At 67.1% G+C, this 23,928-nt stretch carries 26 protein-coding genes; 9 read left to right on the top strand and 17 right to left on the bottom strand.

Annotated elements, in window-relative coordinates; genetic code table 11:
* Positions 1–30 precede the first annotated feature (30 nt).
* The 3 genes from CE453_RS07900 to argH are packed head-to-tail and all read right to left on the bottom strand — an operon-like array spanning position 31 to position 3,130.
* On the bottom strand, positions 31–825 hold the full coding sequence (locus CE453_RS07900) for an amino acid ABC transporter ATP-binding protein (protein WP_089174088.1): 795 nt from the start codon (positions 823–825) through the stop codon (positions 31–33).
* Positions 822–1,718: an amino acid ABC transporter permease gene (locus tag CE453_RS07895; protein WP_089174087.1), complete on the bottom strand. Its 897-nt coding sequence runs from the start codon at positions 1,716–1,718 to the stop codon at positions 822–824. Before CE453_RS07895 ends, CE453_RS07900 begins: the two co-directional genes overlap by 4 nt.
* Positions 1,715–3,130: an argininosuccinate lyase gene (gene argH / locus CE453_RS07890; protein WP_089174086.1), complete on the bottom strand. Its 1,416-nt coding sequence runs from the start codon at positions 3,128–3,130 to the stop codon at positions 1,715–1,717. The genes CE453_RS07895 and argH overlap by 4 nt, the downstream gene beginning before the upstream one ends.
* Positions 3,131–3,224: 94 nt before the next feature.
* On the opposite strand from argH, the gene CE453_RS07885 reads away from it, so the two are divergent.
* Genes CE453_RS07885 through CE453_RS07875 form a run of 3 tightly spaced genes read left to right on the top strand, consistent with a single transcriptional unit; the run spans position 3,225 to position 4,874 of the window.
* Entirely contained in the window at positions 3,225–4,136 is a 912-nt protein-coding gene (locus CE453_RS07885; protein ID WP_089174085.1) for a LysR substrate-binding domain-containing protein, read from the top strand.
* Positions 4,137–4,189: 53 nt separating this feature from the next.
* Positions 4,190–4,576: a SpoIIAA family protein gene (locus CE453_RS07880; RefSeq protein WP_089174084.1), complete on the top strand. Its 387-nt coding sequence runs from the start codon at positions 4,190–4,192 to the stop codon at positions 4,574–4,576.
* A 16-nt stretch (positions 4,577–4,592) separates the two neighbouring features.
* Positions 4,593–4,874, top strand: coding sequence for a DUF3175 domain-containing protein (locus CE453_RS07875; protein WP_089174083.1), 282 nt, complete (start codon positions 4,593–4,595; stop codon positions 4,872–4,874).
* A 9-nt stretch (positions 4,875–4,883) separates the two neighbouring features.
* Here the strand turns inward: CE453_RS07875 and phoB are convergent, their stop codons facing one another.
* From phoB to CE453_RS07840, 7 genes are all read right to left on the bottom strand, one after another.
* Positions 4,884–5,582, bottom strand: coding sequence for a phosphate regulon transcriptional regulator PhoB (phoB, locus tag CE453_RS07870; protein WP_089174082.1), 699 nt, complete (start codon positions 5,580–5,582; stop codon positions 4,884–4,886).
* 127 nt (positions 5,583–5,709) lie between these two features.
* Positions 5,710–6,429: a phosphate signaling complex protein PhoU gene (gene phoU, locus CE453_RS07865; protein WP_089174081.1), complete on the bottom strand. Its 720-nt coding sequence runs from the start codon at positions 6,427–6,429 to the stop codon at positions 5,710–5,712.
* 18 nt (positions 6,430–6,447) lie between these two features.
* Positions 6,448–7,254 carry a phosphate ABC transporter ATP-binding protein PstB gene (gene pstB / locus CE453_RS07860; protein WP_089174080.1) on the bottom strand — a complete coding sequence of 269 codons (807 nt, stop codon included), beginning with the start codon at positions 7,252–7,254 and terminating at the stop codon, positions 6,448–6,450.
* A 39-nt stretch (positions 7,255–7,293) separates the two neighbouring features.
* Positions 7,294–8,178 (bottom strand): phosphate ABC transporter permease PstA, encoded by an 885-nt coding sequence (gene pstA, locus CE453_RS07855; RefSeq protein WP_089174079.1) that lies wholly within the window; start codon positions 8,176–8,178, stop codon positions 7,294–7,296.
* A gap of 11 nt (positions 8,179–8,189) precedes the next feature.
* Positions 8,190–9,161: a phosphate ABC transporter permease subunit PstC gene (pstC, locus tag CE453_RS07850; RefSeq protein ID WP_089174078.1), complete on the bottom strand. Its 972-nt coding sequence runs from the start codon at positions 9,159–9,161 to the stop codon at positions 8,190–8,192.
* Between the two features lie 177 nt (positions 9,162–9,338).
* Positions 9,339–10,364: a phosphate ABC transporter substrate-binding protein PstS gene (gene pstS, locus CE453_RS07845; RefSeq protein ID WP_089174077.1), complete on the bottom strand. Its 1,026-nt coding sequence runs from the start codon at positions 10,362–10,364 to the stop codon at positions 9,339–9,341.
* Between the two features lie 124 nt (positions 10,365–10,488).
* Positions 10,489–11,547 carry an ATP-binding protein gene (locus tag CE453_RS07840; protein WP_198302291.1) on the bottom strand — a complete coding sequence of 353 codons (1,059 nt, stop codon included), beginning with the start codon at positions 11,545–11,547 and terminating at the stop codon, positions 10,489–10,491.
* 164 nt (positions 11,548–11,711) lie between these two features.
* On the opposite strand from CE453_RS07840, the gene ppk2 reads away from it, so the two are divergent.
* The 4 genes from ppk2 to CE453_RS07820 all read left to right on the top strand — a co-directional run bounded on the left by ppk2 (position 11,712) and on the right by CE453_RS07820 (position 14,456).
* On the top strand, positions 11,712–12,620 hold the full coding sequence (gene ppk2 / locus CE453_RS07835) for a polyphosphate kinase 2 (protein WP_472840994.1): 909 nt from the start codon (positions 11,712–11,714) through the stop codon (positions 12,618–12,620).
* A gap of 104 nt (positions 12,621–12,724) precedes the next feature.
* Entirely contained in the window at positions 12,725–13,327 is a 603-nt protein-coding gene (locus CE453_RS07830; protein ID WP_089174074.1) for a hypothetical protein, read from the top strand.
* Entirely contained in the window at positions 13,324–13,884 is a 561-nt protein-coding gene (locus tag CE453_RS07825) for a hypothetical protein (protein ID WP_089174073.1), read from the top strand. Before CE453_RS07830 ends, CE453_RS07825 begins: the two co-directional genes overlap by 4 nt.
* Complete coding sequence (locus tag CE453_RS07820; protein ID WP_089174072.1) at positions 13,881–14,456, top strand: hypothetical protein; 576 nt, start codon at positions 13,881–13,883, stop codon at positions 14,454–14,456. Before CE453_RS07825 ends, CE453_RS07820 begins: the two co-directional genes overlap by 4 nt.
* Here the strand turns inward: CE453_RS07820 and CE453_RS07815 are convergent.
* From CE453_RS07815 to CE453_RS07790, 6 genes are all read right to left on the bottom strand, one after another.
* Positions 14,407–15,702: a hypothetical protein gene (locus CE453_RS07815; RefSeq protein WP_089174071.1), complete on the bottom strand. Its 1,296-nt coding sequence runs from the start codon at positions 15,700–15,702 to the stop codon at positions 14,407–14,409. The two genes, CE453_RS07820 and CE453_RS07815, sit on opposite strands and share 50 nt — an antisense overlap.
* Positions 15,703–15,807: 105 nt before the next feature.
* The gene (locus CE453_RS07810) at positions 15,808–16,485 is read right to left on the bottom strand and encodes a GntR family transcriptional regulator (RefSeq protein WP_248307990.1); all 678 of its coding nucleotides are present in this window, start codon (positions 16,483–16,485) and stop codon (positions 15,808–15,810) included.
* A 25-nt stretch (positions 16,486–16,510) separates the two neighbouring features.
* Positions 16,511–17,407: a dihydrodipicolinate synthase family protein gene (locus CE453_RS07805; protein ID WP_089174069.1), complete on the bottom strand. Its 897-nt coding sequence runs from the start codon at positions 17,405–17,407 to the stop codon at positions 16,511–16,513.
* Between the two features lie 82 nt (positions 17,408–17,489).
* Positions 17,490–18,308 (bottom strand): carbohydrate ABC transporter permease, encoded by an 819-nt coding sequence (locus tag CE453_RS07800; protein ID WP_089174068.1) that lies wholly within the window; start codon positions 18,306–18,308, stop codon positions 17,490–17,492.
* Positions 18,308–19,237 (bottom strand): carbohydrate ABC transporter permease, encoded by a 930-nt coding sequence (locus CE453_RS07795; RefSeq protein WP_089174067.1) that lies wholly within the window; start codon positions 19,235–19,237, stop codon positions 18,308–18,310. Before CE453_RS07795 ends, CE453_RS07800 begins: the two co-directional genes overlap by 1 nt.
* 135 nt (positions 19,238–19,372) lie before the next feature.
* Entirely contained in the window at positions 19,373–20,710 is a 1,338-nt protein-coding gene (locus tag CE453_RS07790) for an ABC transporter substrate-binding protein (protein ID WP_089174066.1), read from the bottom strand.
* Between the two features lie 203 nt (positions 20,711–20,913).
* Between CE453_RS07790 and CE453_RS07785 the strand changes: the two genes are divergently transcribed.
* Positions 20,914–21,804, top strand: a complete 891-nt coding sequence (locus tag CE453_RS07785) for an amidohydrolase family protein (RefSeq protein WP_349236639.1) — start codon at positions 20,914–20,916, stop codon at positions 21,802–21,804.
* An 83-nt stretch (positions 21,805–21,887) separates the two neighbouring features.
* Positions 21,888–22,406: a hypothetical protein gene (locus CE453_RS07780; RefSeq protein ID WP_089174065.1), complete on the top strand. Its 519-nt coding sequence runs from the start codon at positions 21,888–21,890 to the stop codon at positions 22,404–22,406.
* 184 nt (positions 22,407–22,590) lie between these two features.
* On the opposite strand, the gene CE453_RS07775 is transcribed toward CE453_RS07780, so the two are convergent.
* Positions 22,591–22,851 (bottom strand): hypothetical protein, encoded by a 261-nt coding sequence (locus tag CE453_RS07775; protein ID WP_089174064.1) that lies wholly within the window; start codon positions 22,849–22,851, stop codon positions 22,591–22,593.
* Between the last annotated feature and the right edge of the window lie 1,077 nt (positions 22,852–23,928).

Here is a 23,928-nt window from a genome sequence, read left to right as displayed (position 1 = left end):
CTCCCTGTTGTAAACTTGACCTGCCGCCGCTCACTTGAGCACGGCAGCGATGAACTCGCGGGTGCGCGCCTGCGTCGGCGCGACCAGGACGACGTCGGGCGCACCGCGCTCGACGATTTCGCCGCGCGCCATGAAGACGACGTCGTTGGCGACTTCGCGTGCGAAGCCGAGCTCATGCGTGACGACGATCATCGTCATGCCGGAGGCAGCGAGATCGCGCATCACATTGAGCACCTCGCCGACGAGTTCCGGGTCGAGCGCCGAGGTCGGCTCGTCGAACAGCATGATCTTCGGCTTCATGGCCAGCGCCCGCGCGATGGCGACGCGCTGCTGCTGGCCGCCGGACAGTTCGCTCGGATAGGAATCCCGCTTGTCGGCGAGGCCGACGCGTTCCAGCAGCGCCATCGCCTCGGCGACGATCTGCTTGCGCGGCTGCTTCAGCACCGTGAGCGGCCCCTCGATGATGTTCTGCAGCGCCGTCATGTGATTGAACAGGTTGAAGCGCTGGAAGACCATGCCCGTGGTGAGGCGCTGGCGCGCGATCTCGACATCGGTCAACTCGTGCAATTCGTCGCCGACGCGGCGATAGCCGATCAGCTCGCCATCGACGCGGATCGCGCCCTTGTCGATCTTCTCGAGCTGGTTGATGCAGCGCAGCAGCGTCGACTTGCCCGAGCCCGACGGCCCGATGATGCATTGGACCATGCCGGGCTGGATCGACAGCGAGACGTCCTTCAGCGCCTGGAACGGCCCGAAGAACTTGCTGACATTGGCGACGGTGACGATGGCGGTGTCGTTGCCCGCCTGACTCTGCGCCGCGCTCATGCGGGCTCCTCCTCGGTCGTCGCGGCCTTCTGCGTGCGTCGGTCGCCCCGGCCCTTCGAGAAATGGCGCTCGAGGAAATACTGGCCGATCTGCAGCAGCGTCACCACCAGCAGGTACCAGCCGGCGGCGACGATCAGCAGTTCGATGACGCGGGCATTGGCGTAGTAGATCGTCTGCGCGTTGCGCAGGATCTCGGCATATTGGATGACGCTCGCCACCGAGGTCAGCTTGACCATGCTGATGACCTCGTTGCCGACGGGCGGGATGATGACGCGCATCGCCTGCGGCAGCACGATCCGCCTGAGCGTCGTCAGCCGCGTCATGCCGATCGCCTTGGCCGCCTCGGTCTGCCCGGTATCGACCGAAAGGATGCCGCCGCGCACCACCTCTGCAGTGTAGGCGCCCTGGTTCATGCCGAGCCCGAGCAGCGTCGCCATGAACGGCCCGATCACGTCGATGGTGCGCCAGGAGAACAGGCCGGGGATGCCGATGGTCGGGAAGACCAGCGCCAGGTTGAACCAGATCAGGAGCTGCAGCAGCAGCGGCGTGCCGCGGAAGAACCAGATGTAGAACAGCGCTACGCTGCGCAGCACCGGGTTCGGCGACATGTACATGATCGCGAAGACGACACCGAGCACGACGCCGAGCGCCATGGCGCAGACCGTCATGATCAGCGTGTTGCCGAGGCCGGCCAGGATCGCCGGCGCCGTGAAGAACTGCCCGACCACCGGCCAGGCGATGTCGCCCTGCACGAAGGCCGCCACCAGCCAGGCGAGGATGGCGATGATCGCCGCTGCAGCGACCCAGCGCCCGTAGAAGCGCTTGGGCACGATCCTGAGTTGCGCGATCGCGGCAAGCTCGCGGCTCGCGATCGGCGAGGTGGTGTCGCTCATCGGCCCCTCTCCTGCGTCCAGCCCTCGAGGCCCGACAGCGCCGTCCGGAAGCGCGCGATCTGTTCGCGCACCCGCTCCGGCGCGGTGCCGCCATAACCGCTGCGCGCGGCGACGGCAGCGTCGAGCGTCAGGCAGTCGAGCACGCCGGCATCGAGCCGCGGATCGACCGCCCTCAAGTCGACGGCGTCGAGCGATTCAAGCTCGCGCCCCATCTCCTCGCAATAGCGCACCAGCGCCCCCGTGATCTCATGCGCCTCGGCGAAGGGCACGCCCTGCCGCGCGAGGTAGTCCGCGACTTCCGTCGCCAATGTGAAGCCCAGGCCCGCCTGCGCCCGCATCGGTGCCGGATGGACCTCCATGCTGGCGATCAGCCCGGCGAAGGCCGGCAGCACCTCTTCCAGCACATCGACCGCATCGAAGGCCGCGCGCTTGTCCTCCGCGAGGTCGCGATTATAGGAGAGCGGCAGCCCCTTCAACGCCCCCAGCATCGCCACCACGTCGCCGGCGAGCCGCGCGGCCCGCCCGCGCGAGATTTCCGCGATGTCGGGGTTCTTCTTCTGCGGCATGATCGAGGAGCCGGTGGCGAATCCGTCATCGAGCGTCACCCAGCCGAACTGGCGCGAGGTCCACAGCGTCACCTCTTCCGCCAGCCGCGACAGATCGGCCAGCATCAGCGCCGCGACGAACAGGAATTCCGCGACATGGTCGCGCGCCGCCACCGCATCGACGGAATTCTCGAACGGCGCCTCATAGCCGAGCGCCGCCGCACTCGCGGCCGGATCTAGCGTGATTGCCGAGCCGGCGAAGGCGGCTGCGCCGAGCGGCGACTGGCCGGAGCGCTTCTCCCAGTCCCGCAGGCGCGAGGCATCGCGCAGCAGCACCTGGCCATGCGCCATCAGCCAGTGGCCGAAGGTGGCGGGCTGGGCGTTCTGCAGATGGGTGAAGCCCGGGCAGACGGAGGCCGCATGCTGCTCGGCTTGATCGGCGATCGCCGCCAGCAATTCGGCCAGCATCGCCCCGATCGAGCGTGATTTCTGCCGCAGATAGAGCTTGAGGTTGTTCGCCGCCTGGTCGTTGCGCGAGCGCCCCGCCCGGAGCTTGGCGCCGGTCTGGCCGATGCGCTCGGTCAGCACGCGCTCGATGAAGGTATGGACGTCCTCATCGGCCTCCGTCGGCACGATCCGCCCCGCCGCGGCGTCGCTGGCGATGCCGTCGAGACCCTTCAGGATGGTGTCCAACTCCTGGCGGGTCAGCAGGCCGGCCTGCTCCAGCGCCGCCGCATGGGCCTTGCCGCCGGCGACATCCTGCGGCACCAGCCGGGCATGCTCGCCGGCTGCGCTCGAGAGCTTCATCAATCGCGGATCCGGCGGCTTGCGGAAGCGGCCACCCCACAGGCGTGTCGTCTGGTTCATCCGGGTCCTCCTCCCCAAGGGTAAGAATGGCCTCTTGACCCCGCAGCCAGCAAACGAAACGATCTCCGGCGACCTAGTCCGGAATGGAATACCCATGGCCTCGCGGCTTCCGCCCTCCTCGACCGCCATGCGCGCCTTCGTCACCGTCGCGCGATTGGGCTCGACCGCCCGTGCCGCCGGCGCCGTCAACCTGACGCAGAGCGCGGTCTCCAAGCAGATCCTGTCGCTGGAGCATCATCTCGGCGTCGCGCTGTTCGAGCGCCAGCCGCTCGGCCTGAAGCTGACCGAGGCGGGAGCGATCTACCTGCCCTATGCCGAAGCCGCGCTGGAGCAGATCGAGCGCGGCGCGATGCGGCTGGCCGAGCGCGCCGCCATCGCCCGGCCGATCCGGCTGCACATGGTCGCCATCGCCGGCGAGCGCTGGCTGATGGAGCGCTTCCCCGTCTTCGCGGAGGCGCATCCCGGCGTCGACGTCCAGTTCACCAACTATGTCAGCGAGAGCGAGACCGAGGAGCCGGATCTCGAGATCAACCACGGCACGCCGCCCTGGCCCGACAAGGAAGCGCATTATCTCTTCGGCCGGGACGTCGCCCTCGTCGCGGCGCCGGAATTGCTGGAGCGCATGGGCGGTTTCCGCCGCGCCGCCGACATCCAGAAGATGACCCTGCTGCAGCATTTCCAGATGCCGGCTTTCTGGGCCGAGTTCACCGAGGCACATGGACTGCGCGGCGCGGTGCCGGCCCACACCGTGCGTTACGGCTACTACTCGGTCATCATCCGTGCGGCCGTGGCGGGCCTGGGCGTCGCGCTGGCGCCGCGCTGCTACGTCGCCGAAGAGCTTGCCTCCGGCGCGCTGGTCAACCCGCTCGAGATCGGCTTCACCAGCGTCACCGGCTGCTGGCTGCTCCGCAGCCTCGACCTGCCCTCCCGCCCCGGCCTCGACGACTTCATCGCCTGGCTGAAGGCAGAGGCCGCGGCCTTCGACACAGCGACCCGGGCGGCCTGAGCATCGCAACCTCCGGGCCTGCCATGCGTTGGGCAAGCAGAGGAGGAGCCGTCATGATCACCTTTCTCCCTGCGCCCGACCATGTGCTGGCCATCGCGCTGAGCGGCAGGATCGAGCCCGCCGATATCGAGCGGGTCGCAGCCGATCTCGAGGAGCGGCTGGGACGGCACGAGAAGGTCTCGATCCTCGCCGATCTCACTGCCTTCGGCGACATGACGCTCGCAGCGGCCTGGACGGATGCCCGCTACGGCTTCAGCAAGCTCTGGGAGCTCAGGCGCTTCCCGAAGGAGGCGATCATCGTCGAGGAGGGCTGGCTCGGCCGCACGGCGCGCCTCTTTGCCCCGGTGATCCCCTTCGTCGAGATCCGCACCTTCCCACCGGCCGAGCGCGAAGCCGCCCTCGCCTGGGCCGCCGACATCGAGGGTGGCCCCAACGCCTGATAATACGGAGGCGCTCATGCCTACCGGCAAACGCAAATGGTCCGCCGGGGTGACTCGCAGGAGCGACGCACTCGACCTCGAAAGCGATGTCTTCAAGCAGGACGACCCGCGCCGCATCGCCCGTTCGCTGAAGCGCTCGGCGGAGCATAGCCGGCGCCGCAAATCGAGCCCCTACCGCTCGGCCATGTCGATGCTGACCTTCTATATCAACCGCGCCGGCCGGAACCTGCCGGAAAAGCGGCGTACGACGCTGGAAGCCGCCAAGCATAGCCTGCGCCGGCTCTTCCACCGTTCGTGATTGCGCCTCTCAGCCGCGCGCGAAGGTCTCGTCGAAGGCGTAGCCGGCGCCGCGCACCGTCCGGAGCGGGTCCTTGGCATTGGCGGGGGTGATCGCCTTGCGCAGGCGCCCGACATGCACGTCGACGGTCCGTTCGTCGATATAGACGTCGCGCCCCCAGACGGCGTCGAGTAGCTGGGCCCGGGAATAGACCCGGCCCGGCGCCTGCATCAGGAATTCGAGCAGGCGGAATTCGGTCGGCCCGAGATGCAGCTCGCTGCCGGCGCGGCGGACGCGCCGCGTCGTGCGGTCGAGTTCGAGATCGCCCGCCTGCAGCAACCCCGCGACATGGCCCGGCTTCGCCCGGCGCAGCAGCGCCTGGATACGCGCCGTCAGCTCCGGCAGGGAGAAAGGCTTCACGACATAGTCGTCGGCGCCGGTGGCGAGGCCGCGTACCCGTTCCGTCTCCTCGCCGCGCGCCGTCAGCATGATGATCGGCACGCGCTCGGTGTCACGCCGCGAGCGCAGCCGGCGGCAGAGCTCGATGCCGGACAGGCCAGGCAGCATCCAGTCGAGCAGCACGAGATCGGGCGTGTGGTCGCGCAGATGCAGCTCGGCGTCGTCGCCACGCGCCACGCTGTCGACCTCGAAACCCTCGGCCTCCAGGTTGTAGCGCAACAGCAGGGTCAGAGGCTCTTCGTCCTCGACGATCAGAATACGTGCCGCCATGTCTTGTTTCCGTTCTTGGGCTCGTCATGGCCGGGATTGCCCCGACCACGGCCAGACCGGCGCCCTCCCGCCATCCCTGGCCCGGCGCTCCGCCGACCCAGGCAATGACGCGCCGGTTTCGGCAGGCTCAGCTACCCGTGACCGCCTCGACCTCGATATTGGTCGTGTCGAGCTTGGGCCGGTTTACGTCGAGCGAGTCGCCCGTGATGAGATAGTGGATCGTCTCGGCGATATTGGTGGTGTGGTCGCCGATGCGCTCGATGTTCTTCGCGCAGAACAGGAGGTGCGTGCAGAAGGTGATGTTGCGCGGATCTTCCATCATGTAGGTCAGGAGTTCGCGGAACAGCGAAGTGTAGAGGGCGTCGATCTCGTCGTCGCGCCGCCAGACCTCCAGCGCCTTCTGCTCATTGCCGGCCGCATAGGCGTCGAGCACCTCCTTGAGCTGCGCCTGCACCAGCCGGCTGATGTGCTCCAGCCCGACCACCGCGCGGTGCGGCGGCTGGAACTGCCCGGAGATGGCGACGGCGCGCTTGGCGATGTTCTTGGCGAGATCGCCGACGCGCTCGATATCGGCGGCGATGCGGATCGCCGAGATCAGTTCGCGCAGGTCGTTGGCGAGCGGCTGGCGCCGGGCGATGGTCAGCACCGCCTTCTCCTCGACCTCGCGCTGGAGGTTGTCGAGGCGCTGGTCGGCGCTGATGATCTTCTGCGCGAGCGTCGTGTCGCGGCGCACCAGCGCCACGGTGGAATCGCCCAGCATGCGCTCGGCCATGCCGCCCATTTCGGCGAGGCTGCGGCGGAGGCCTTCGAGATCCGCGTCGTAGGAGCGGACGATGTGATCGGTCATGGTTTCCTCCGTCGCCGCTCAGCCGAACCGGCCGGTGACGTAATCCTGCGTCTGCTTCTTGGCGGGGTTCATGAAGATCGTGTTGGTCGGCGCGAACTCGATGACCTCGCCGAGATACATGAACGCCGTGTACTGCGAGATGCGCGCCGCCTGCTGCATGTTGTGCGTCACGATGGCGATGGTGAAGTCGCTCTTCAGCTGCTCCAGCAGATCCTCGATCTTGCCCGTCGAGATCGGGTCGAGCGCCGAGGTCGGCTCGTCGAACAGGATCACTTCCGGCTTTTGCGCGATGGTGCGCGCGATGCACAGGCGCTGCTGCTGGCCGCCGGAGAGGCCCATGCCCGAGCTCTTCAGCTTGTCCTTGACCTCGTCCCAGAGCGCGGCGCGGCGCAGCGCGCCCTCGACGCGGTCGTCCAGCTCCGACTTAGGCGGCTTCTCGTAGAGGCGGATGCCGAAGGCGACGTTGTCGTAGATCGACATCGGGAACGGCGTCGGCTTCTGGAACACCATGCCGACGCGCGAGCGCAACTCGTTCACGTCGACGTCCTTGCCGATGATGTTGCGGCCGTCGAGCATGATCTCGCCTTCGGCGCGCTGCTCCGGATAGAGCGAATAGATGCGGTTGAAGATGCGCAGCAGGGTCGACTTGCCACAGCCCGAGGGGCCGATCAGCGCCGTGACATGGCGATCGCGGAAGTCGAGATTGATGTTCTTCAGCGCCTTGTGCTCGCCGTAGTAGAAATCGAGGTTCTTCACCGCGATCCGGACGGGGGCCTCGGCATCGAGCGTCTGGGGGGAGAGTTCAAGGGTCGAAAGCATCGACATGGTCCTCAAGGTCGGGCGCGACCGGGTTGGATTCAAGTCTTATTTGCCGCCGGCGACGATGCGGCGGGCGATGATCGAAAGCAGCAGGATCGAGACCGTGATGATCAGCGACCCCGCCCAGGCCAGCTGCTGCCAGTTCTCATAGGGGGCGGAGGCGAACTGGTAGATCGTCACAGGCAGGTTCGAAACGCCGCCGGTGAGCGAGGGCGAGAACCAGAAATTGTTGTTGAGCGCTGTGAAGAGCAGCGGCGCGGTCTCGCCGGCGATGCGGGCGAGTGCCAGCAGGATGCCGGTGACCATGCCCGCCTTGGCCGCGCGCCAGGTCACGCCGGTGATCACGACGGAGGGCGGCGCGCCGAGCGCGGCACCCGCCTCGCGCAGATGGCCGGGGACGAGGTTCAGCATGTCCTCGGTCGTGCGCACGATCACCGGGATCGCGATGATGCCGAGCGCGACGCCACCCGCCCAGCCGGAATAGCCGCGGAAGGGCTCGACCAGGATGACGTAGACGAACAGGCCGATCAGGATCGACGGCGCCGAGAGCAGGATGTCGTTGATGAAGCGGATCAGGTTCGCGAGCTTCGAGCCCTTGCCGTATTCGGCGAGCCAGGTCCCGGCCAGCACGCCGACCGGCGTGGCGATGGCGATGCCGAGGAAGGTCAGCACGAAGGAGCCGACGATGGCGTTCGCCAGGCCGCCGCCCTCGGTACCGGGACCGGGCGTGACCGCGGTGAAGGTAGCGAGCGAGAGCCCGCCGATGCCCTTCACCAGCAGCATGCCGAGGATCCAGAACAGCACGAAGATGGCGCAGAAGGTGAAGCCGGTGGCGATGAGCTTCATCAGCCGGTCGGCGGTGCGGCGCGACTGGCGCACGCGCCCCCAGGGGGTATGGGGCAGTTCGCGGGGCGTGGTCGTCATGGTCATGGCGAAAGACCTCAGTAGCGCTTGACGCGGGCGACCAGCAGCCGCGCGATGACGAGAACGACGAAGGTGACGAAGAACAGGATGCAGCCCAGCGCGATCAGCGAATTGAGCTGCAGGCCCAGCGCCTCGTTGAATTCGTTGGCGATGCGCGAGGCGATGGTCGAGCCCGGATCGAGGATCGAGGAGGAGAGCCGGTTGGCGTTGCCGACGACGAAGGTCACCGCCATCGTCTCGCCGAGCGCGCGGCCGAGGCCGAGCATCACCGCGCCGATGATCGAGACGCCGGCCTGCGGCACCAGGACGTGGCGCACGACCTCCCAGGTCGTCGCACCGATGCCATAGGCGCTCTCGCGCAGTACCGAGGGGATCTGCTCCAGCATGTCGCGGGTGATCGAGGCGATGAACGGCACGATCATGAAGGCGAGGATGATGCCCGCCGTGAAGATGCCGAGGCCCGAGGGCGAGCGCGAATAGAGGATGGTCCCGACGACCGGCATGCCCTCGACGAGGTTCGAGAGCGGGATCTGCACATAGGCCGCGAAGAGCGGCACAAAGACGAACAGGCCCCACATGCCGTAGATGATCGAGGGCACGGCGGCGAGCAGCTCGATCGCGGTGGCGACCGGCTTCTTGAACCAGGCCGGCGCGAGCTGTGTCAGGTAGACGGCGATGCCGAGCGAGAGCGGCACGCCGATCACCAGCGCGATCAGCGCCGTCGAGAGCGTGCCGACGATCGCCGGCCAGGCGCCGTATTGCTCGTTCTGGGTATCCCAGACGCTCGAGGTGATGAAGCCGAGACCGAACTCGCGGAAGGCCGGCCAGCCGCCGACGACCATCGAGACCATGATGCCGGCGAGCAGGACGAGGACGAGCAGCGCGGCCAGGAAACTCGCATTGCGGAAGACGACATCGAAGGTCGCCTTCGGCGTCTTCCGGATCGCCGGCGCCGAGGGAATGCTTTTCATGTCGGTTACGGCGGTCATTCCGCAAGGCTCCGGTCGTATCGCGGGCGAGGCAGTCCCAAACCACCTATGCGGCGTGGCGTCCACCTCGGCCCTCATCCTGAGGAGCGCTCCGCCAGAGCCAACTCCTCAGGATGAGGGCCTGCATGATGTCGGCGAGGCGGGGGAACCCGCCTCGCCCTGGTCAGTCGGCAGCGATCAGAAGATCGGCTTGCCAGAGTTGTCGGTCACGCCCTTCCAGGCGGCGCGGACCTCGTCCTTGACGTTGGCCGGCAGCGGCACGTAGTCGAGGTCGGTGGCGAGCTTGTCGCCGCTCTTGTAGGCCCAGTCGAAGAACTTCAGCGCGGCCTGCACGTCGGCCGGGCTCTCAGGCTTGGCATGAACCAGGATGAAGGTCGCCGAGGTGATCGGCCAGGCATCCTTGCCCTTCTGGTCGTTGAGCGAGATGCCGAAACCCGGCTGCTCTTTCCAGTTGGCATTGGCGGCGGCAGCCTGGAAAGCCTCGATCGTCGGCATCGGGAAATTGCCGTCGTGGTTCTTGATCAGGGCGTAGGAAAGCTTGTTCTGCTTGGCGTAGGCATACTCGACATAGCCGATCGAGTTGGCGACCTGCTTGACCGAGGCCGAGACGCCCTCATTGCCCTTGCCGCCGATGCCGACCGGCCACTGCACCGAGGTGTTGTTGCCGATCTTCGACTTCCAGTCGGCCGAGACCTTCGAGAGGTAGTCGGTGAAGACGAAGGTCGTGCCCGAACCGTCCGAACGATAGACCGGGTTGATGTTCGCGTCAGGCAGGGTGACGCCGGCGTTGAGAGCGACGATCTTCGGGTCGTTCCACTTCTTGATCTCGCCCAGATAGATCTGCGCGATGATCTCGCCCGAGAGCTTGAGCTTGCCCGGCTCGACGCCGGCGATGTTCACGGCCGGCACGACGCCGCCCATCACGGTCGGGAACTGGATCAGGCCGTCCTTGGAGAGCTCCTCGCCCTTGAGCGGAGCGTCGGAGGCGCCGAAGGCGACGGTCTTGGCCTTGATCTGGCGGATGCCGCCACCCGAGCCGATCGACTGGTAGTTCAGGCCGGTGCCGGTCTCCTTCTTGTAGGCTTCGGCCCACTTCGAATAGATCGGGAAGGGGAAGGTCGCGCCGGCGCCGGTGATGTCGGCAGCCTGGGCGGAACCGGCGATCCCGGCGGCAACGGCCGCGAGAACGAGAATCTTGCGCATGTGAGATGTCCTCATTGGGTCGCTGTTTGCAGCGCCACGTCAGAACACCTTCTGTATGACAGCCACATGACAGCGCGTCATGAAAACCGTCACAAAGGCTCCGGCCGTCGCGGATCGTTAAGATTCAGGCCGTGCCCCGCGCCACGCCGAAACGCGGCAGGATCGCCTTGAAGGCAGCGCCCTGCCCCGGCTTGCTCTCGATGGTGAGGCGCCCGCGATGGCGCAGCACGATGTGCTTGACGATGGCGAGGCCGAGGCCGGTGCCCCCAGTCTCGCGGCTCGCCGCGGTGTCGATCCGATAGAAGCGCTCAGTCAGACGCGGCAGATGCTCCGGGGCGATGCCAGGCCCGTCGTCGCGGACGCAGACGCTGGCTTCCTCGTCATGGGCCTCCACCGTGATCACCACCTCGCCGCCGCGCTTGCCGTACTTGATCGCGTTTTCGACGAGGTTCTCCATCAGCCGCAGCAACTCGTCGCGGTCGCCGGGCACCTTCAGCGGCTCGGACGGTGTCGTCAGCTTCAGCGTCACCTCCCGCTCGCGCGCCAGCAGCGTCAGGGAATCGACGATCTCCCGCGAGATCCCGGCGAGATCGACCGGCGTGTCCGGTGCGACATGGGCGCGCTGTTCGATGCGGGAGAGCGACAGCAGGTCGTCGACGAGGCGCGCCATGCGCAGGCCCTGCTCGCGCATGATGCCGAGGAAGCGCTCGCGTGCCCGCTCGTCATTGCGCGCCGGCCCCTGCAGGGTCTCGACGAAGCCGAGCAGCGAGGCGAGCGGCGTGCGCAGCTCGTGGCTGGCATTGGCGACGAAGTCGACGCGCATGCGTTCGATGACGCGCTGCTCGCTCAGATCCTCGAAGGTGAGCAGGGTCGGGCGCCGCTCGCCCCTGCCAGAAAGCGCGGCGATATGGATGCGGAAGGTCCGCTCCACCGGCACGCGTTCGACGAGTTCGAGCGTCTTGCGCTCGCCGTCCCGCGCGACAGCCTCGATCGCCTCGATCAGGTCGGGGTCGCGCAGCACGAGCGCCAGTAGCTTGCCGATCTCGAGCCCCGGAATCAGCGCGCGCATCGCCGGGCTGAGCGCCTGCGCCACGCCGAACTCGTCGAGCAGCACGACGGCGGAACCGAGCGCCTCGACGAAGCCGCGCGCAGCGGTGATGGGGAAGACGGCGGTGTCGATCATGGAACGCTCGGGCTCGCCGGTCGTTACCGGCAGGGTCTTCCTGCGCATAACCGCGGAAGGCGTCAATTCCCTTCCGCGCGACAGCCGGCTAGGCTTCACCGGATAATGAGGAGCGGGTGATGGCGAAGAAATTCTCAGGCGCTGAGGTCAAGAACGTCATTGCGCTGCCCACGGCGAAAGCCCCGCGGAAGGACAAGTCCGGCCGCAGACCCGCCAAGGCGAAGGACTTCGACATCGAGGCCGATACCCTGCCGGAGTGGATCATCGACGCTGCCTACCACAGCGGCGACTACCCCTATGGCAAGCGGATGAAGCGCAAGCGCTACAACCGCGAGATGGAGCCGCTGCAGATCGAGCTGCAGAAGCTGACGCGCTGGGCCAGCAAGCAGGGCGAGCGCATCGTCATCGTCTTCGAGGGCCGCGACGGCGCCGGCAAGGGCGGCACCATCTCCCGCTTCACCCAGCATCTCAATCCACGCCAGGCACGCATCGTCGCGCTGCCCAAGCCCTCCGATACCGAGAAGGGCCAGTGGTACTTCCAGCGCTATGCCGCCGAGATGCCGACGGCCGGCGAGATCGTCTTCTTCGACCGCTCCTGGTACAATCGCGCCGGCGTCGAGCGCGTCATGGGCTTCTGCACGCCCGAGGAGACCGAGGCCTTCCTGCGCGAGGCGCCCGTCTTCGAAGGCATGCTGGCACGTGGCGGCATCCGCCTGATCAAGCTCTTCCTGACCATTGGCCGCGAGATGCAGATCACCCGCCTGCATGCGCGCTGGCACGACCCGCTCAAGCGCTGGAAGCTCTCGCCGATCGACTTCGAGGCGCTGCCGCGCTTCGACGACTATTCGCGCGCCTTCGACGAGATGCTCGGCCGGACGTCGACCGAGACCGCGCCGTGGTTCGTCGTGCGCAGCAACGACAAGCTGCGCGCCAGGCTCAACGCCATCCGGCACGTGCTGCGCGCGATCCCCTACAAGGACAAGGACGAGACGGCGATCGGCCAGCTCGACGACAAGGTCGTCGTTTCGGTCGAGCGCTATCTCGACAAGGGCGGCGAACCGGAAGGGCCTTGACCCGTCCGCCGCCGCTCCTGCCGGATTCCGGTCACGGAATCGCGTGATCCTGTCCGATGCGACGAAGGTCCTTTTCGAACGAAGGGCCTCGGGAGAGTTTCAGGATGGCCATTGGCGCCTTCACCACGCTGCGGAACCTGCTCGTATCGCGGCTGACGATCGGGATCGGCGGCCTGCTGGCGCTAGGCCTGACGACGGCGCAGACGGTCGTCGACGCCATGTCTCCGCACGCGGTCCCCACGGTCGCGGCCGGCACGCCGATCGTAGCCGGGCGCTGGCAGGTCACGCTGCATGAGGCCAGCCTCTCGACCGACAAGCGGCCCGACGGCTATCGCGGCCGCCCCGGCACCAAGGCGCTGGCGGTCGATCTCGACCTCGCCAACCGCAGCTCCGAGAGCAACAACGTCGTCTCCCGCATTCTCTCCATCACCCCGCCCATCGCCGGGCTGTCGCCAACCCCGACCGCCTATCTGATGCGTGACGGCGCTCTCCTCGGCGCGCTGCAGCCTGGCCTGCCCGAACGCATCCGCATGGTCTGGGAGGTGCCAGACACGACCCCCGTGCCCGAGACGCTGCGCCTCGTCGTCACCGGCGAGACTTTCAAGCCGCGCGACAATCTCTTCGCTGCGCCAGGCTGGTTCAATCCGAAGCCAGTCGCCGCCGTCACGCTGCCCCTGAAGCAAGCCGGAAAGGATCCTGACCGGTGATCCGCTTCCTTGCCCGCGCTCTGGCCATCCTCGTCACAGCCGGGCTGCTCTACGCCATGCAGCGGACGACGCCTGGCTACAGCGAGATCACCGGCCCGATCGTCCAGAACGCCGGCTTCGGCACGGTCGCCATCGCGCGCAGCTTCAAGCTCCGCGTCGAGAAGGTGATCCTGGCCGAGAAGCTGCGCTGGCAAGCCTTCGGACGCAGCTACGAACGTGACAGCGGCGGGCTCTGGGCCGTGGTCGTCGCTGCCGCCGAAGGTGCTCCCGCCTCCGCGACGCTGGGCGGCGCGATCTGGCAATCGGCCTCGGGCCTGCGCCTCGACGTCAGTTCCCGCGTTTCGCAGCCGCGCAACCTCCTCAACGGGAACCGGCTCGAGCCCGGCCTCGCCCGGCGGGGTCTGCTGATCTTCGAGATCGGCCGGGACGAAACCCGCGGCGCCGCGCTCCTAGTCTCGGAAGCGCGCTTCCCGCGCCTCGACTCGCAACTGCGCGTCCCCCTGCCCGACGACAAGATCGAGCAGGCCGAGACGCTCGACCTCGACACCATGCCATGACCGAAGCCGCCGCTCCGCCTCTTCCGGCCGCAACGAAGGCTCCGAACTGGCGGCGCCTCTGCCTTGGGGCGCTGCCGGTGGTGCTGCCGGTCGCCCTGGCAGTGCAATGCCATGGCAGTGTCATGGACTGGCTCTCCGCCAGTGAATTATGGGCGCAGCGCAGCGCGCTCGACGCTCCGGCCTCGCTCGGTGGCGCGGAATGGCGCGTCGTCAGCCTGCAGCGCGTCGCCGAGCGCCCCGACGGCTCGTCCGTGGCGCTGCTGCGCCTCGAAGCGAAGGTGCTCGACGCCGAGCAGGTCGCGCAATTGCCCTGCCGCATTGCCCTTCTCGGCCCGGATGGCCGGCGTTGGCAACCGGGCTTCCTGCTGCCGAGCGAGGTGCGCCGTGCCCTGCGCCGCGACCAGAACGAGGGCAAGAGCTGCGGGCCGGCCTTCCTCGGCAAGCCGGCCGCAGGCAGCACCGTCGCGATCACCGAAAGCTTCGTGCTGCCCTCCCCCGCCTTTCCGACCGTCGACGTGACGATCAGCCTGCCGGGCTCGCGGCCGCGCTATCTTCGCTTCGTGCGACACTGACGGCATCGAGCCGCTTCGCCGAAGCCTGCTCCACCACGGCGGCGACGAGGCCGATCCGCAACGCGTCGACGAGGATGCCGCCACGGATGTCACTCGGCCCGCCGAGGAAGAAGGCGATGATGCTGGCCAGCACCTGCCAGAGCGGCAGCTCCTGCGGGCCGATCAGATGCGTGAGCCCGATCCAGGCCCAGGCACCGGCCCAGCCGATCAGTCGGTAAAGCAGGATGAAGCCGAGCAGCACCGGCAGCCCCGCCCCGAAGGCGAGCCTCACGCTGTTCACGACCGGCAGGTAACGCGAGCGGTAGCCGGAAACGAAATGGTCGATGAACTCGCGGATGAATTTCGGTAGCCGGCCATAGCGCGAGAGTGCCGCCGCCGTGCGCCCACGCGCCGTCAGCTCGCCGGCCTCCTTCATGTCGAAGCCGTAGATCACCGCCGCCATCAGCAGCCAGACCAGCGGCAGCAACGCATAGAGAAAGAGGTCGCGCAGGCTTGTCTGCAGCGGCGGCGTCGCGAGGTCGACCGGCGTCGGGGTCGCCGCCTGTGCCTTGCCGATCAGGCCAAGGGCGAGGTCGCGCAGCCAGTGCCAATAGGGCAGCGGCCCGCCCGAGACGATCCAGGCCCAGGCCGCATCCTTCCAGCGCGCCAGCGCGAACAGGCCGATGAAGATCCAGTTGGCGTCGCAGAGCACGATGACGAACTGCCAGGCCGGCCGGGAGCTGCGCGTCTGCATCGCCCTGGCGAGCCTGCGCACGGCAAAGGCGAGTACGACCGCCAGGACGAGCCAGAGCGTGGCAGGAACGTCGAGCACCGCGACACGCTCGCCGAGTGCCGCCATCTGCAGCGCCAGGATCGAGTATTCGCGCACCGTGTCGCCGAGGAAGCCCCAGGCGGCGTAGTAGGCGAAGAAGGGGATGATCGCGATGGCGATCACCGAAAGCCAGGTCTGCTCGCGCGCTCCCGCCTCGCCCACGGCTGGAAGCGGCTTCGTGGGAAACAGCACCGCCACCGCCGGCATCGCCGGGCGCAGCGACAGGAACATCAGCACCACGGTCACCAGCTTGGCGAGCACGATGACGGAGAGCACGACGAAACCGGCGAGCCCGTTGGCGAGCCCTGCCCTGACCGCCAGCGGCAGCAGCAGGTCGTTCAGCATCGCGCCGAGCGCGGCGATGCACAGCAGCATCGGCCAGCCGAACAGCAGCAGCCTTGCGAATCCCCGCAGCAATCCGCCGATTTCATACATTCGGCTATTCTAGAGGATGCGCCGTTGCGGACGAACCCCGGCGGCCGCGCACTCCTGACACCTGCCGTCATGCGTGGCGCCGGCCGAACTCCTTTCGGGGCGAACTCAATACTGCATCGCCCGCGTCCGGGCATTGCCGATATGGATGCTCATCTCGTCCGCGGCGCGCTCGGGATCGCGGCTCTCGATCGCGGCGATGATCTTGAGATGGTCCTGCATCACCGGCACGAGGATGTGGTTCTGGATGCGCGTCTCGTATTGGCGGATCAGCCTGATCTTGAGCCAGGTGACACGAAACGCCTGGCTGACGATCTCGTTGTCGAGATGGTCGATGATCGCCTCATGCAGCAGGCGGTCGACATCCTCGGCATCCTCGATCAGTCGCTCGTCCCCGCCGGCCTCGGCCCGCGCGATGATCGCCTCGTGGCGGGCGCGCTGCTCGGCGATCTCCGCATCCGTAGCGTTCTGGGTGTAGAGTGCCGTCGCCTCCCTCTCGAGGAAGAGCCGGAACTGGAAGGCGTTGCGGATCAGGTTGAGGTCGACATGAGCGACCTGCATGCCGCGCTGCGGCACGGTCTTGATCAGCCCTTCCGCCTCGAGGCGCGGGATCAGCTCGCGGATCGCGCCGAGCGGAAAGCCCGTCATCGCCACGAGCTCGCGCTGGGTCACGAACTGGCCGGGCTTGATCTCGCGCGCCAAGAGCCGCTCCGTGAAGGAGGCATAGGCGCGCTCCCTCAGCTTCAGCGGCTCCCCCTCGCGCGGTTCCTGCTCCGGCTGGCTCACAATCCCTCCTTCAGGCGGCCTTTGCTCAGGCCGCCTTCGCCTGCGTGATCGAATCGAAAGCCGCGAAGAGCCGCTTGCGGGCGGCGGCGTCCAGCGCCTCCAGCGGCGCGCGCATAGCACCGTAGCCGGCATCGCTATGGACATGCCCGGTCAGCGCCTTCACAGCGGCCAGCACCGGATAGGAACAGATCTCGTCGACCAGCGCATTCACCACCGGGCTGTCCTTGCCCTCGTAGACCATCGGCCGCAGCAGCTCCGGCACCAGGTTGGACAGGCCGCAGATCGTGCCCTCGGCACCGTTGCGCACCGCCTTGGCGAGCTGGCGCTCGTCGCCGACGAGAATGGCGAGCTCGCCATGTGCCTTCAGCAGCGCCTCGGTATTGGCGTAATCGCCGGAGGAATCCTTGACGCCGATGACGAGCCCCGGGAAAGCCGTCTTCAGCCGCTGCACCAGCCCAACGCTGATATCCACCGCCGTCACCGAGGGGATGTGGTAGACGACGACGTTGCGCGCCGCCGACCCGAGCTTCTCGAAGAACTGCGAGAACCAGGCATAGAGCCCCTCGTCGCTGACGCCCTTGAAGTAGAAGGGCGGTGCCACGAGCAGGCCCTTGGCCCCGGCGTCGAGCGCCAGCCGCGCCTGCTCCACCGCCTCATGCATCGAGGCTGCCGCGACCCCGGCATAGATCTGCGCCGCCGGATCGATCCCGGCTCCGATCAGCGCTCCCATCATCGCCGTCCGCGCCGGCAATCCGAGCGCGGCGCCCTCCCCCGTCGTGCCGAACAGGGTGACGGAGTCGCAGCCATGCGCCAGCACGTGACGGGCGTGGTGGACAAGGCGAGGCAGGTCGATGCCGCCGCCTTCCCGCATCGGGGTCGTGATCGCACAGGAGAGGCCGAAGCGGGTCTTTTCAGTGGCCATGGAAGGAGCTTTCAGAACTGAGTCGTGACTGACATGTTGGTTTGAGGACAGAACCGCCCACAGGCGGTCCACGCGATGTTGCCTAGCCGTCCTTGAGGCCTCCGGCCGAGAGTCCGGCGACGATCTGGCGCTGGGCGATGACGGTGACGAGCAGCACGGGCAACGTCACCAGGAGCGCCGCCGCCGCCAGCGGTCCCCAGGAGATCTGCTCGAAAGTCAGCGAGTTATACACGGCCGAGGGCAGCGTCCGGCTCGCCTTGCCGCCGAGCACCACCGAGAAGATGAAGTTGTTCCAGGAGAAGATGAAGGCGAGGATGCCGCCGACCACGATGCCGGGCTTCGCGAGCGGCAGCGCGACATGACGAAAGGCCTGCCAGGTCGTGGCGCCGTCGATGCGCGAGGCATCCTCCAGCTCCATCGGCACATTCTCGAAATACCCGATCATGATCCAGACGATGATCGGGATGGTGATGACGAGGTGGGTGATGACCAGTGCCGTGATCGTCCCGACCAGTCCGGTGATCTGGAACAGCAGAAAGAGCGGAATCAGATAGGACAGCGCCGGCGTCATCCGCGCGATCAGGATCAGGATCGCGAATTTATGCGCCTTGCCGCGCGCGATGCCGTAGCCTGCCGGCACGCCGACGATGAGCCCGAGCAGCACCGCGCCGCCCGTAACCAGGATCGAGTTCCAGAGATAGAGCCCGAAATTGTTCTGCGCGAAGACGTCGACATAGTTCTTCAGCGTCGGCGGGTTCGGAATGAAGACCGGCGGGAAGGCGGTGTTGTCGAGTTCGTTCTTGAACGAGAGCGAGATCATCCAGAGGAAGACCAGCACGGCCGGCGAGACCAGCACGAAGACCGAGGCCCAGAAGCCGAGTTTCTTGGCGAAGCGGTTCATCACGCGTTCCACTTCGACTTCTGTCGCGCATAGAGCAGCAGCAGCGAGAGCATGATGATGATGACGAAGAAGATCACCACGACGGCCGAGGCGTAGCCGATCTTGTAGAACTGGAAGGCCTGCAGATAGAGGAAGATGTTCAGCGTCTCCGAGGCCGTCCCCGGCCCGCCCTGCGTGATCACGAAGATCGTGTCGAAGGCCTTCAGCGCATCGATGGTGCGGATCACGATCGCGACCATGATGAAGGGCCAGACCAGCGGCAGCGTGATGTGCCGGAACATGTGCCAGTCATTGGCGCCGTCGATCAGCGCGGACTCATAGGGCTCGCGCGGCAGTCCGGCGAGGCCGCCGAGCACGATCAGCATGACGAGCGGCGTCCAATGCCAGACCTCGACCATGACCAGCGTCGGGATCACCGTGCCGGGGTCGTAGACCCAGCCCTGCGGCGGAATGCCGACCAGCGAAAGCAGATAGTTCAGCACGCCGAGCTGCGGGTGGAACATCATCGTCCAGACCAGCGCGACCGCGACCGGCGTCGCCATCATCGGCATGACGAAGATGGTGCGCAGCAAGCCGCGATAGGGAAACTCGCGGTGGAACACCAGCGCCGCCGCCGTGCCGAACAGGATCGGCAGGACGACGGCGAGGACGGTGAAATAGACCGTGTGCCAGATCGATTCGAGGAAGCGCGTATCCTTCGAGAGCTCGGTGAAATTGCCGAAGCCCACGAACTCCGAGCCGCCGCCGATCTTCCAGTCCTGCCCGGACATGTAGAGCGTGAACAGCCAGGGGAAGACGATCACCGCCGCGATGACCAGCACCGCCGGCAGCGAGAACAGCCAGTAGCGTGGCGTGAAATCGGCCGAGGCCGTAGCGGCGCTCGCTTGCGCCGTGCTCGGCATGCTGGCTGGCAGGGACGTGCTGGTCATGCGTTCTGCTTCACTGGAAACCACTCGTCATGCTCGCCCTTGTGGCGAGCATCCACGTCTTGAACACCGATCTCGATGGCGGAAGACGTGGATGGTCGGGACAAGCCCGACCATGACGCTTCCCGCTTCGCGCCTTCAGCCCTGCTCGCTCTTGGCGAGCACCGGCGCGAAGGTCTCGGTCGCCTTCTTGAGCTCGGCCGCGACATCCGCCCCGCCGATCGCATTGGTCAGCGCCACGCCGAAGACGTCACGGAACTCGGTCACCGGTACGATCTGCGGCAGACCGGCGCGCGCGATCTTGGCCGAGGCCAGCAGGCACTCGAAATACTGCTTGCCGAATTTCGAAGCCTGGATCGTCTCGGTGTCGAGATAAGCCGAGGACCGGCCCGGCGCGCCCGCGCCGGCCTTGAGCATCGCGATCTGGTTCTTCTTGTTGGTCATGAACTGGAGGTAGAGCCAGGCCGCCTCCTTCTTGGAGGAGCCGCGCGAGATGCCCATGCCGTCGGCGAACATGCCGGCGTAATGCGCCTTCGGCCCCGGCGGCGTCACGCCATAGCCGACCTTGCCGACGATGCGCGACTTGGTCGGATCCTCCAGCGGCGTGGCGAAGCCGATGCCATCGAGCCACATCGCGGCACGGCCCTGCATGAAGGTCGTCTGGCACTCGTTCCAGTTGAAGCCGACCTGCCCGACCGGGCCGGTCTCCTTGTTGAGCTTCTTGTAGAGCTCGCCCGCCCAGATCGCCTCCGGCGTGTCGGTCAGCAGCTTGCCGTCGGTCGAGACCGTCTCCATGCCCTGGCCGAGCATCAGCGAGGTCCAGACCGGGATATTGGCGTTCTTCAGCCCGCGCGAGACGAAACCAGCGACGCCCTTGGCAGGGTCGTGCAGCTTCTGCGCCGCGGCGAACATCTCGTCCATCGTCTTCGGATAGGAGACGTTCTTCGCGTCGAAGAGCTCCTTGTTGTAGTAGATCATCCAGTAGTCGACGAAGAACGGGATCGTATCGAGCGCCCCGTCGGCCTGGCGCGCATAGGCGACCGGGCCTGCGCCGAAATCGGCGAAGTCGAAATCGGGCGAGGTCAGCGAAGCGTTCTTGATGAAGGGCTCGAGATTCTCGAACCACTTGCCCTTGGCCGCCATGCGCTTCTGCACATGCAGCGAGATGCCGCTGACGTCGAAGCTCGGCTTGCCCGAGGCGAACTCGATCACCGCCTTCTGGCGCTGCTGCTGCTCCGGCACCTGCTCGGAGGAGACCTTGATACCAGTGAGCTCGGTGAATTCCTTCTCGGCCTGCTGCATCAGGTCGGAGCGCGGATTCTTGACCAGCAGCACGTCGATCGACTGGCCGGAGAACTTCTTCCAGTCGAAGGCGCCCTGCGCCTGCGCCTTGCGCAGCACCAGCGGCGAGGCGAGCGCGGCAGCGCCGCCGGCCAGCAGGACACGGCGCGTCGGCTTGAGAATGCTATCGGTCATCGGCGTCCTCCCCAGGACTTAGAAAGACGGCCCGTTCGGGCCTTTCATGTCGCGCGGAACGGGAGGGAGGCAGCACCTCCCTTTCCCGCGATCGGGCTGGACGCTAATCCGGTTTCGAGTCGGTTGCAAGCTAACATGTTGGCGTGCACATAGTAGCGCCACACCGCTCCCTTCCGGTGCGGAACCTTCCGCGAGAGCTGCCCGTGACGAGCCTGCCCCGCATCGATTCCCACCAGCATTTCTGGCAGCTCGCCCGCGGCGATTATGGCTGGCTCACGCCCGCGCTCAAGCCCATCCATCGCGACTTCGGGCCCGCCGACCTCGCCCCGCATCTCGCCGAGCACGATATCGCTGCCACCATCCTCGTCCAGGCCGCGCCGACCGAGGCCGAGACGCGCTTCCTGCTCGACATCGCCGCAGCTACCCCGTTCGTCGCCGGCGTCGTCGGCTGGGCGGATTTCGAGGCCCCCGACGCCCCCGCCCGCATCGCCGCGCTGGCGGCCGATCCGCTGCTCGTGGGCCTGCGCCCCATGGTGCAGGACATTCCCGATCCGGACTGGCTCGCCCGACCCGAGCTCGCCCCTGCCTTCGCGGCACTCACGCGACATGGCCTCGTCTTCGACGCGCTGGTGAAGCCGCCGCAGATCCCGGCACTGCTCGCCCTGCTCGACCGCGAGACGGACCTCCCGGTCGTCGTCGACCACGGCGCCAAGCCGGACCTCACCGGCGCCGATCTCGCGGACTGGCGCGACGGCATCGCGGCCTTGGCCGCCCGGCCCAACACCGTCTGCAAACTCTCCGGCCTCGTCACCGAAGCCGGGCCGGACTGGAACGACGCGACGCTCGCGCCAGTCTTCGCGCATCTCCTCGCCTGCTTCGGGCCGCAGCGCCTGCTCTGGGGCAGCGACTGGCCCGTCGTCACGCTGCGCGCGCCCTATGCCGGCTGGCTCGCCGCGGCGACACGCCTCACCGCGACGCTGCCCGCCGCCGATCGCGCCGCCATCTTCGGCGGCAACGCGGCGCGGGTCTATCTGGCGAAACATGGCCGAAATCCGGCCAAAATCGTCAGCGACGGTTCATCTGGGCAGGTTTAACCCTGCTCCTGCTGCCCGACCGCCCGGAATGACCCGCCCGGCCGCAGCGGCATCGACAGGCGTCCCTTGACCGGGAGGATCAGATGACAAAGACCAGATTCGCGCTTGCAGCCGGCCTCTTCGCGCTCGCCGGCGGGTTCACGCTGCAGGCCTCGACGCCGGCGCTCGCGCTGACGATGAAGGAATGCAGCACCAAGTATCAGGCGGCCAAGACCGGCAACACGCTGAACGGCCAGTCCTGGAACGATTTCCGCAAGACCCAGTGCAGCGACGGCGCCGCTGCGGCCCCGGCCGCCGCCCCCGCCGCGACGGCCCCCGCCCCGGCCAACCCGATGAAGCCGGCGGCAACGACCGCGACCGCCCCGGCCGCGCCGAAACCCGCCGCCGCCCCCTCGGCCGCACCGGCCGGCAACGCCGTGTTCCCGAGCAAGGTCGACCCGAAATACTCGCAGCTCTCGGCCGGCAAGCAGCGGTTCAAGACCTGCAACGACCAGTACAACGCCAACAAGGCCGGCAACGGCACTGGCAATGGCGGCCTGAAATGGATCCAGAAGGGCGGCGGCTATTACAGCCAGTGCAACGCCCATCTGAAGGGCGCCTGAGCCGGCACAGGGCTCGCGACGATCCGCGACACGATCGCCACCCCGGCTCTCCCCGGGGTGGCGGACTGCCCGCCCCCAGGCCCCGCCCTCGATCCCTCCACACGACCTGCTTCCGGATGGCCCTCCCCGGTGACGAACCGGGCCGAGGACAGCCATGACGGGCCAGGCCGGGGACGAGTTCTGGTCAGGCCCCCTTGGCGATAGCCTGCTTCAACCGCGCCACGGCCTCCGTCGCGCCGGACCTGACCGTGACGTCCAGCGTCGGCGCTTCCAGCTCGATCATCTCGATCAGCGTCGCAGGCGTGATCTCGGCCCGCGCCGCGGTGAGCTTCAGCACGGCATTGGCGACGATGTTGGGCCAGTAGGCCGCCCCGCCCTTGGCCAGCCCCTTGGCCTTGCGGCCCTCGAATTCCTGGGCGAGCTGTTCGGGGGTCTTTTTGGCCATGGCGAGGTTTCCGTGAATCGCTTTGGGCGGTGAGCTTAGCGCAATCGGCCCCGAAAAGGGCGCGGGGAGCCCCGCTGCCATGTGGAGAGGGGCGGGATGGGATTTCGGCAGGCGTCATCGCCGCCCGCGCCGTGGGGCGTGGGCGTTGACGGATGAGGGGCAGCGGAGCGCCGCGAGGCGCAGGTTGTATCGAGCCGCTTCCATTGAGCCAGGATGCGGCGCGGATGGATTGAGCCACCATCCGCACGCCCCGTGGCGCTCCGCTTGCCGGCGTTCTTCAGTCTCCGGGCCGCGCTTATACGGCAGGGCGTTTCGCTGACCTGCGGGCCTCGACGCCAGTTCGGCAGAGACGCTTGCGCGATCTCCTTTGTCTCGTGCAGCGGATGATCCCGAAAGGGGCTAAGCCGTTTTCGGTCCGCTGCCGGCCTTGTCGCGTCCTGGCCCCGCAGATGCGGTGCCGCCATGCCTTCCAGCGAGCTCCTCGCACAGGGGCCGTAGTACCCCCAGGGCGGTGCCCCGAAGCCTCCCGGGAGTGGGTCGTAACCCCACCCGCAGGCGCCGCCCCCGCCCCGCCAACGGCATACCTCCGGATGGCTGCCCCTCGGGGACGAGGTGGGGTGAGGATAGGGGCGGCGTGGGACGGCGGGGATAAATTTTCTAACGAAGCCACGGCAGCAGTGAGGATGTTGGGAAGCACGACAACCCTAAGCTTTGGGCAGCTCTGTTGTGTTGGTGGCCTTCGAGTGCGCGGGCGATCTCAATGCCCGGCATAAAGTGCTACGGCCGCCAGTATGTATGAGAACGCAATGAGAAGATAAGCCAACTGAAGAAACGTCACCGCGATCTCCGTTCGAAATTCGCGGAAATTCATATATCGCATCATTCTGCCCAGCGGCTGGCAATCTCTGCCACAAACTCGGACATATCGTGCAAGTCCTTGGGTAAACGACCCACGCTGATCAGCGCACAGCAAAGCCCGATCACCCTGCAAGGTCTTGCTTCCTCAGTTTTTGCCATGGGTCGCGACAACCTGTAACGACGGCCGGGAGCGCCAAGGGGAACGCTTCCTCGTATGGG

It is taken from the genome of Bosea sp. AS-1, assembly GCF_002220095.1.
In the GTDB taxonomy this organism is placed as follows: domain Bacteria; phylum Pseudomonadota; class Alphaproteobacteria; order Rhizobiales; family Beijerinckiaceae; genus Allobosea.
The sequence above is the reverse complement of the archived record's forward strand: the minus strand, read 5'-3'. Positions and strand labels throughout refer to the sequence as shown.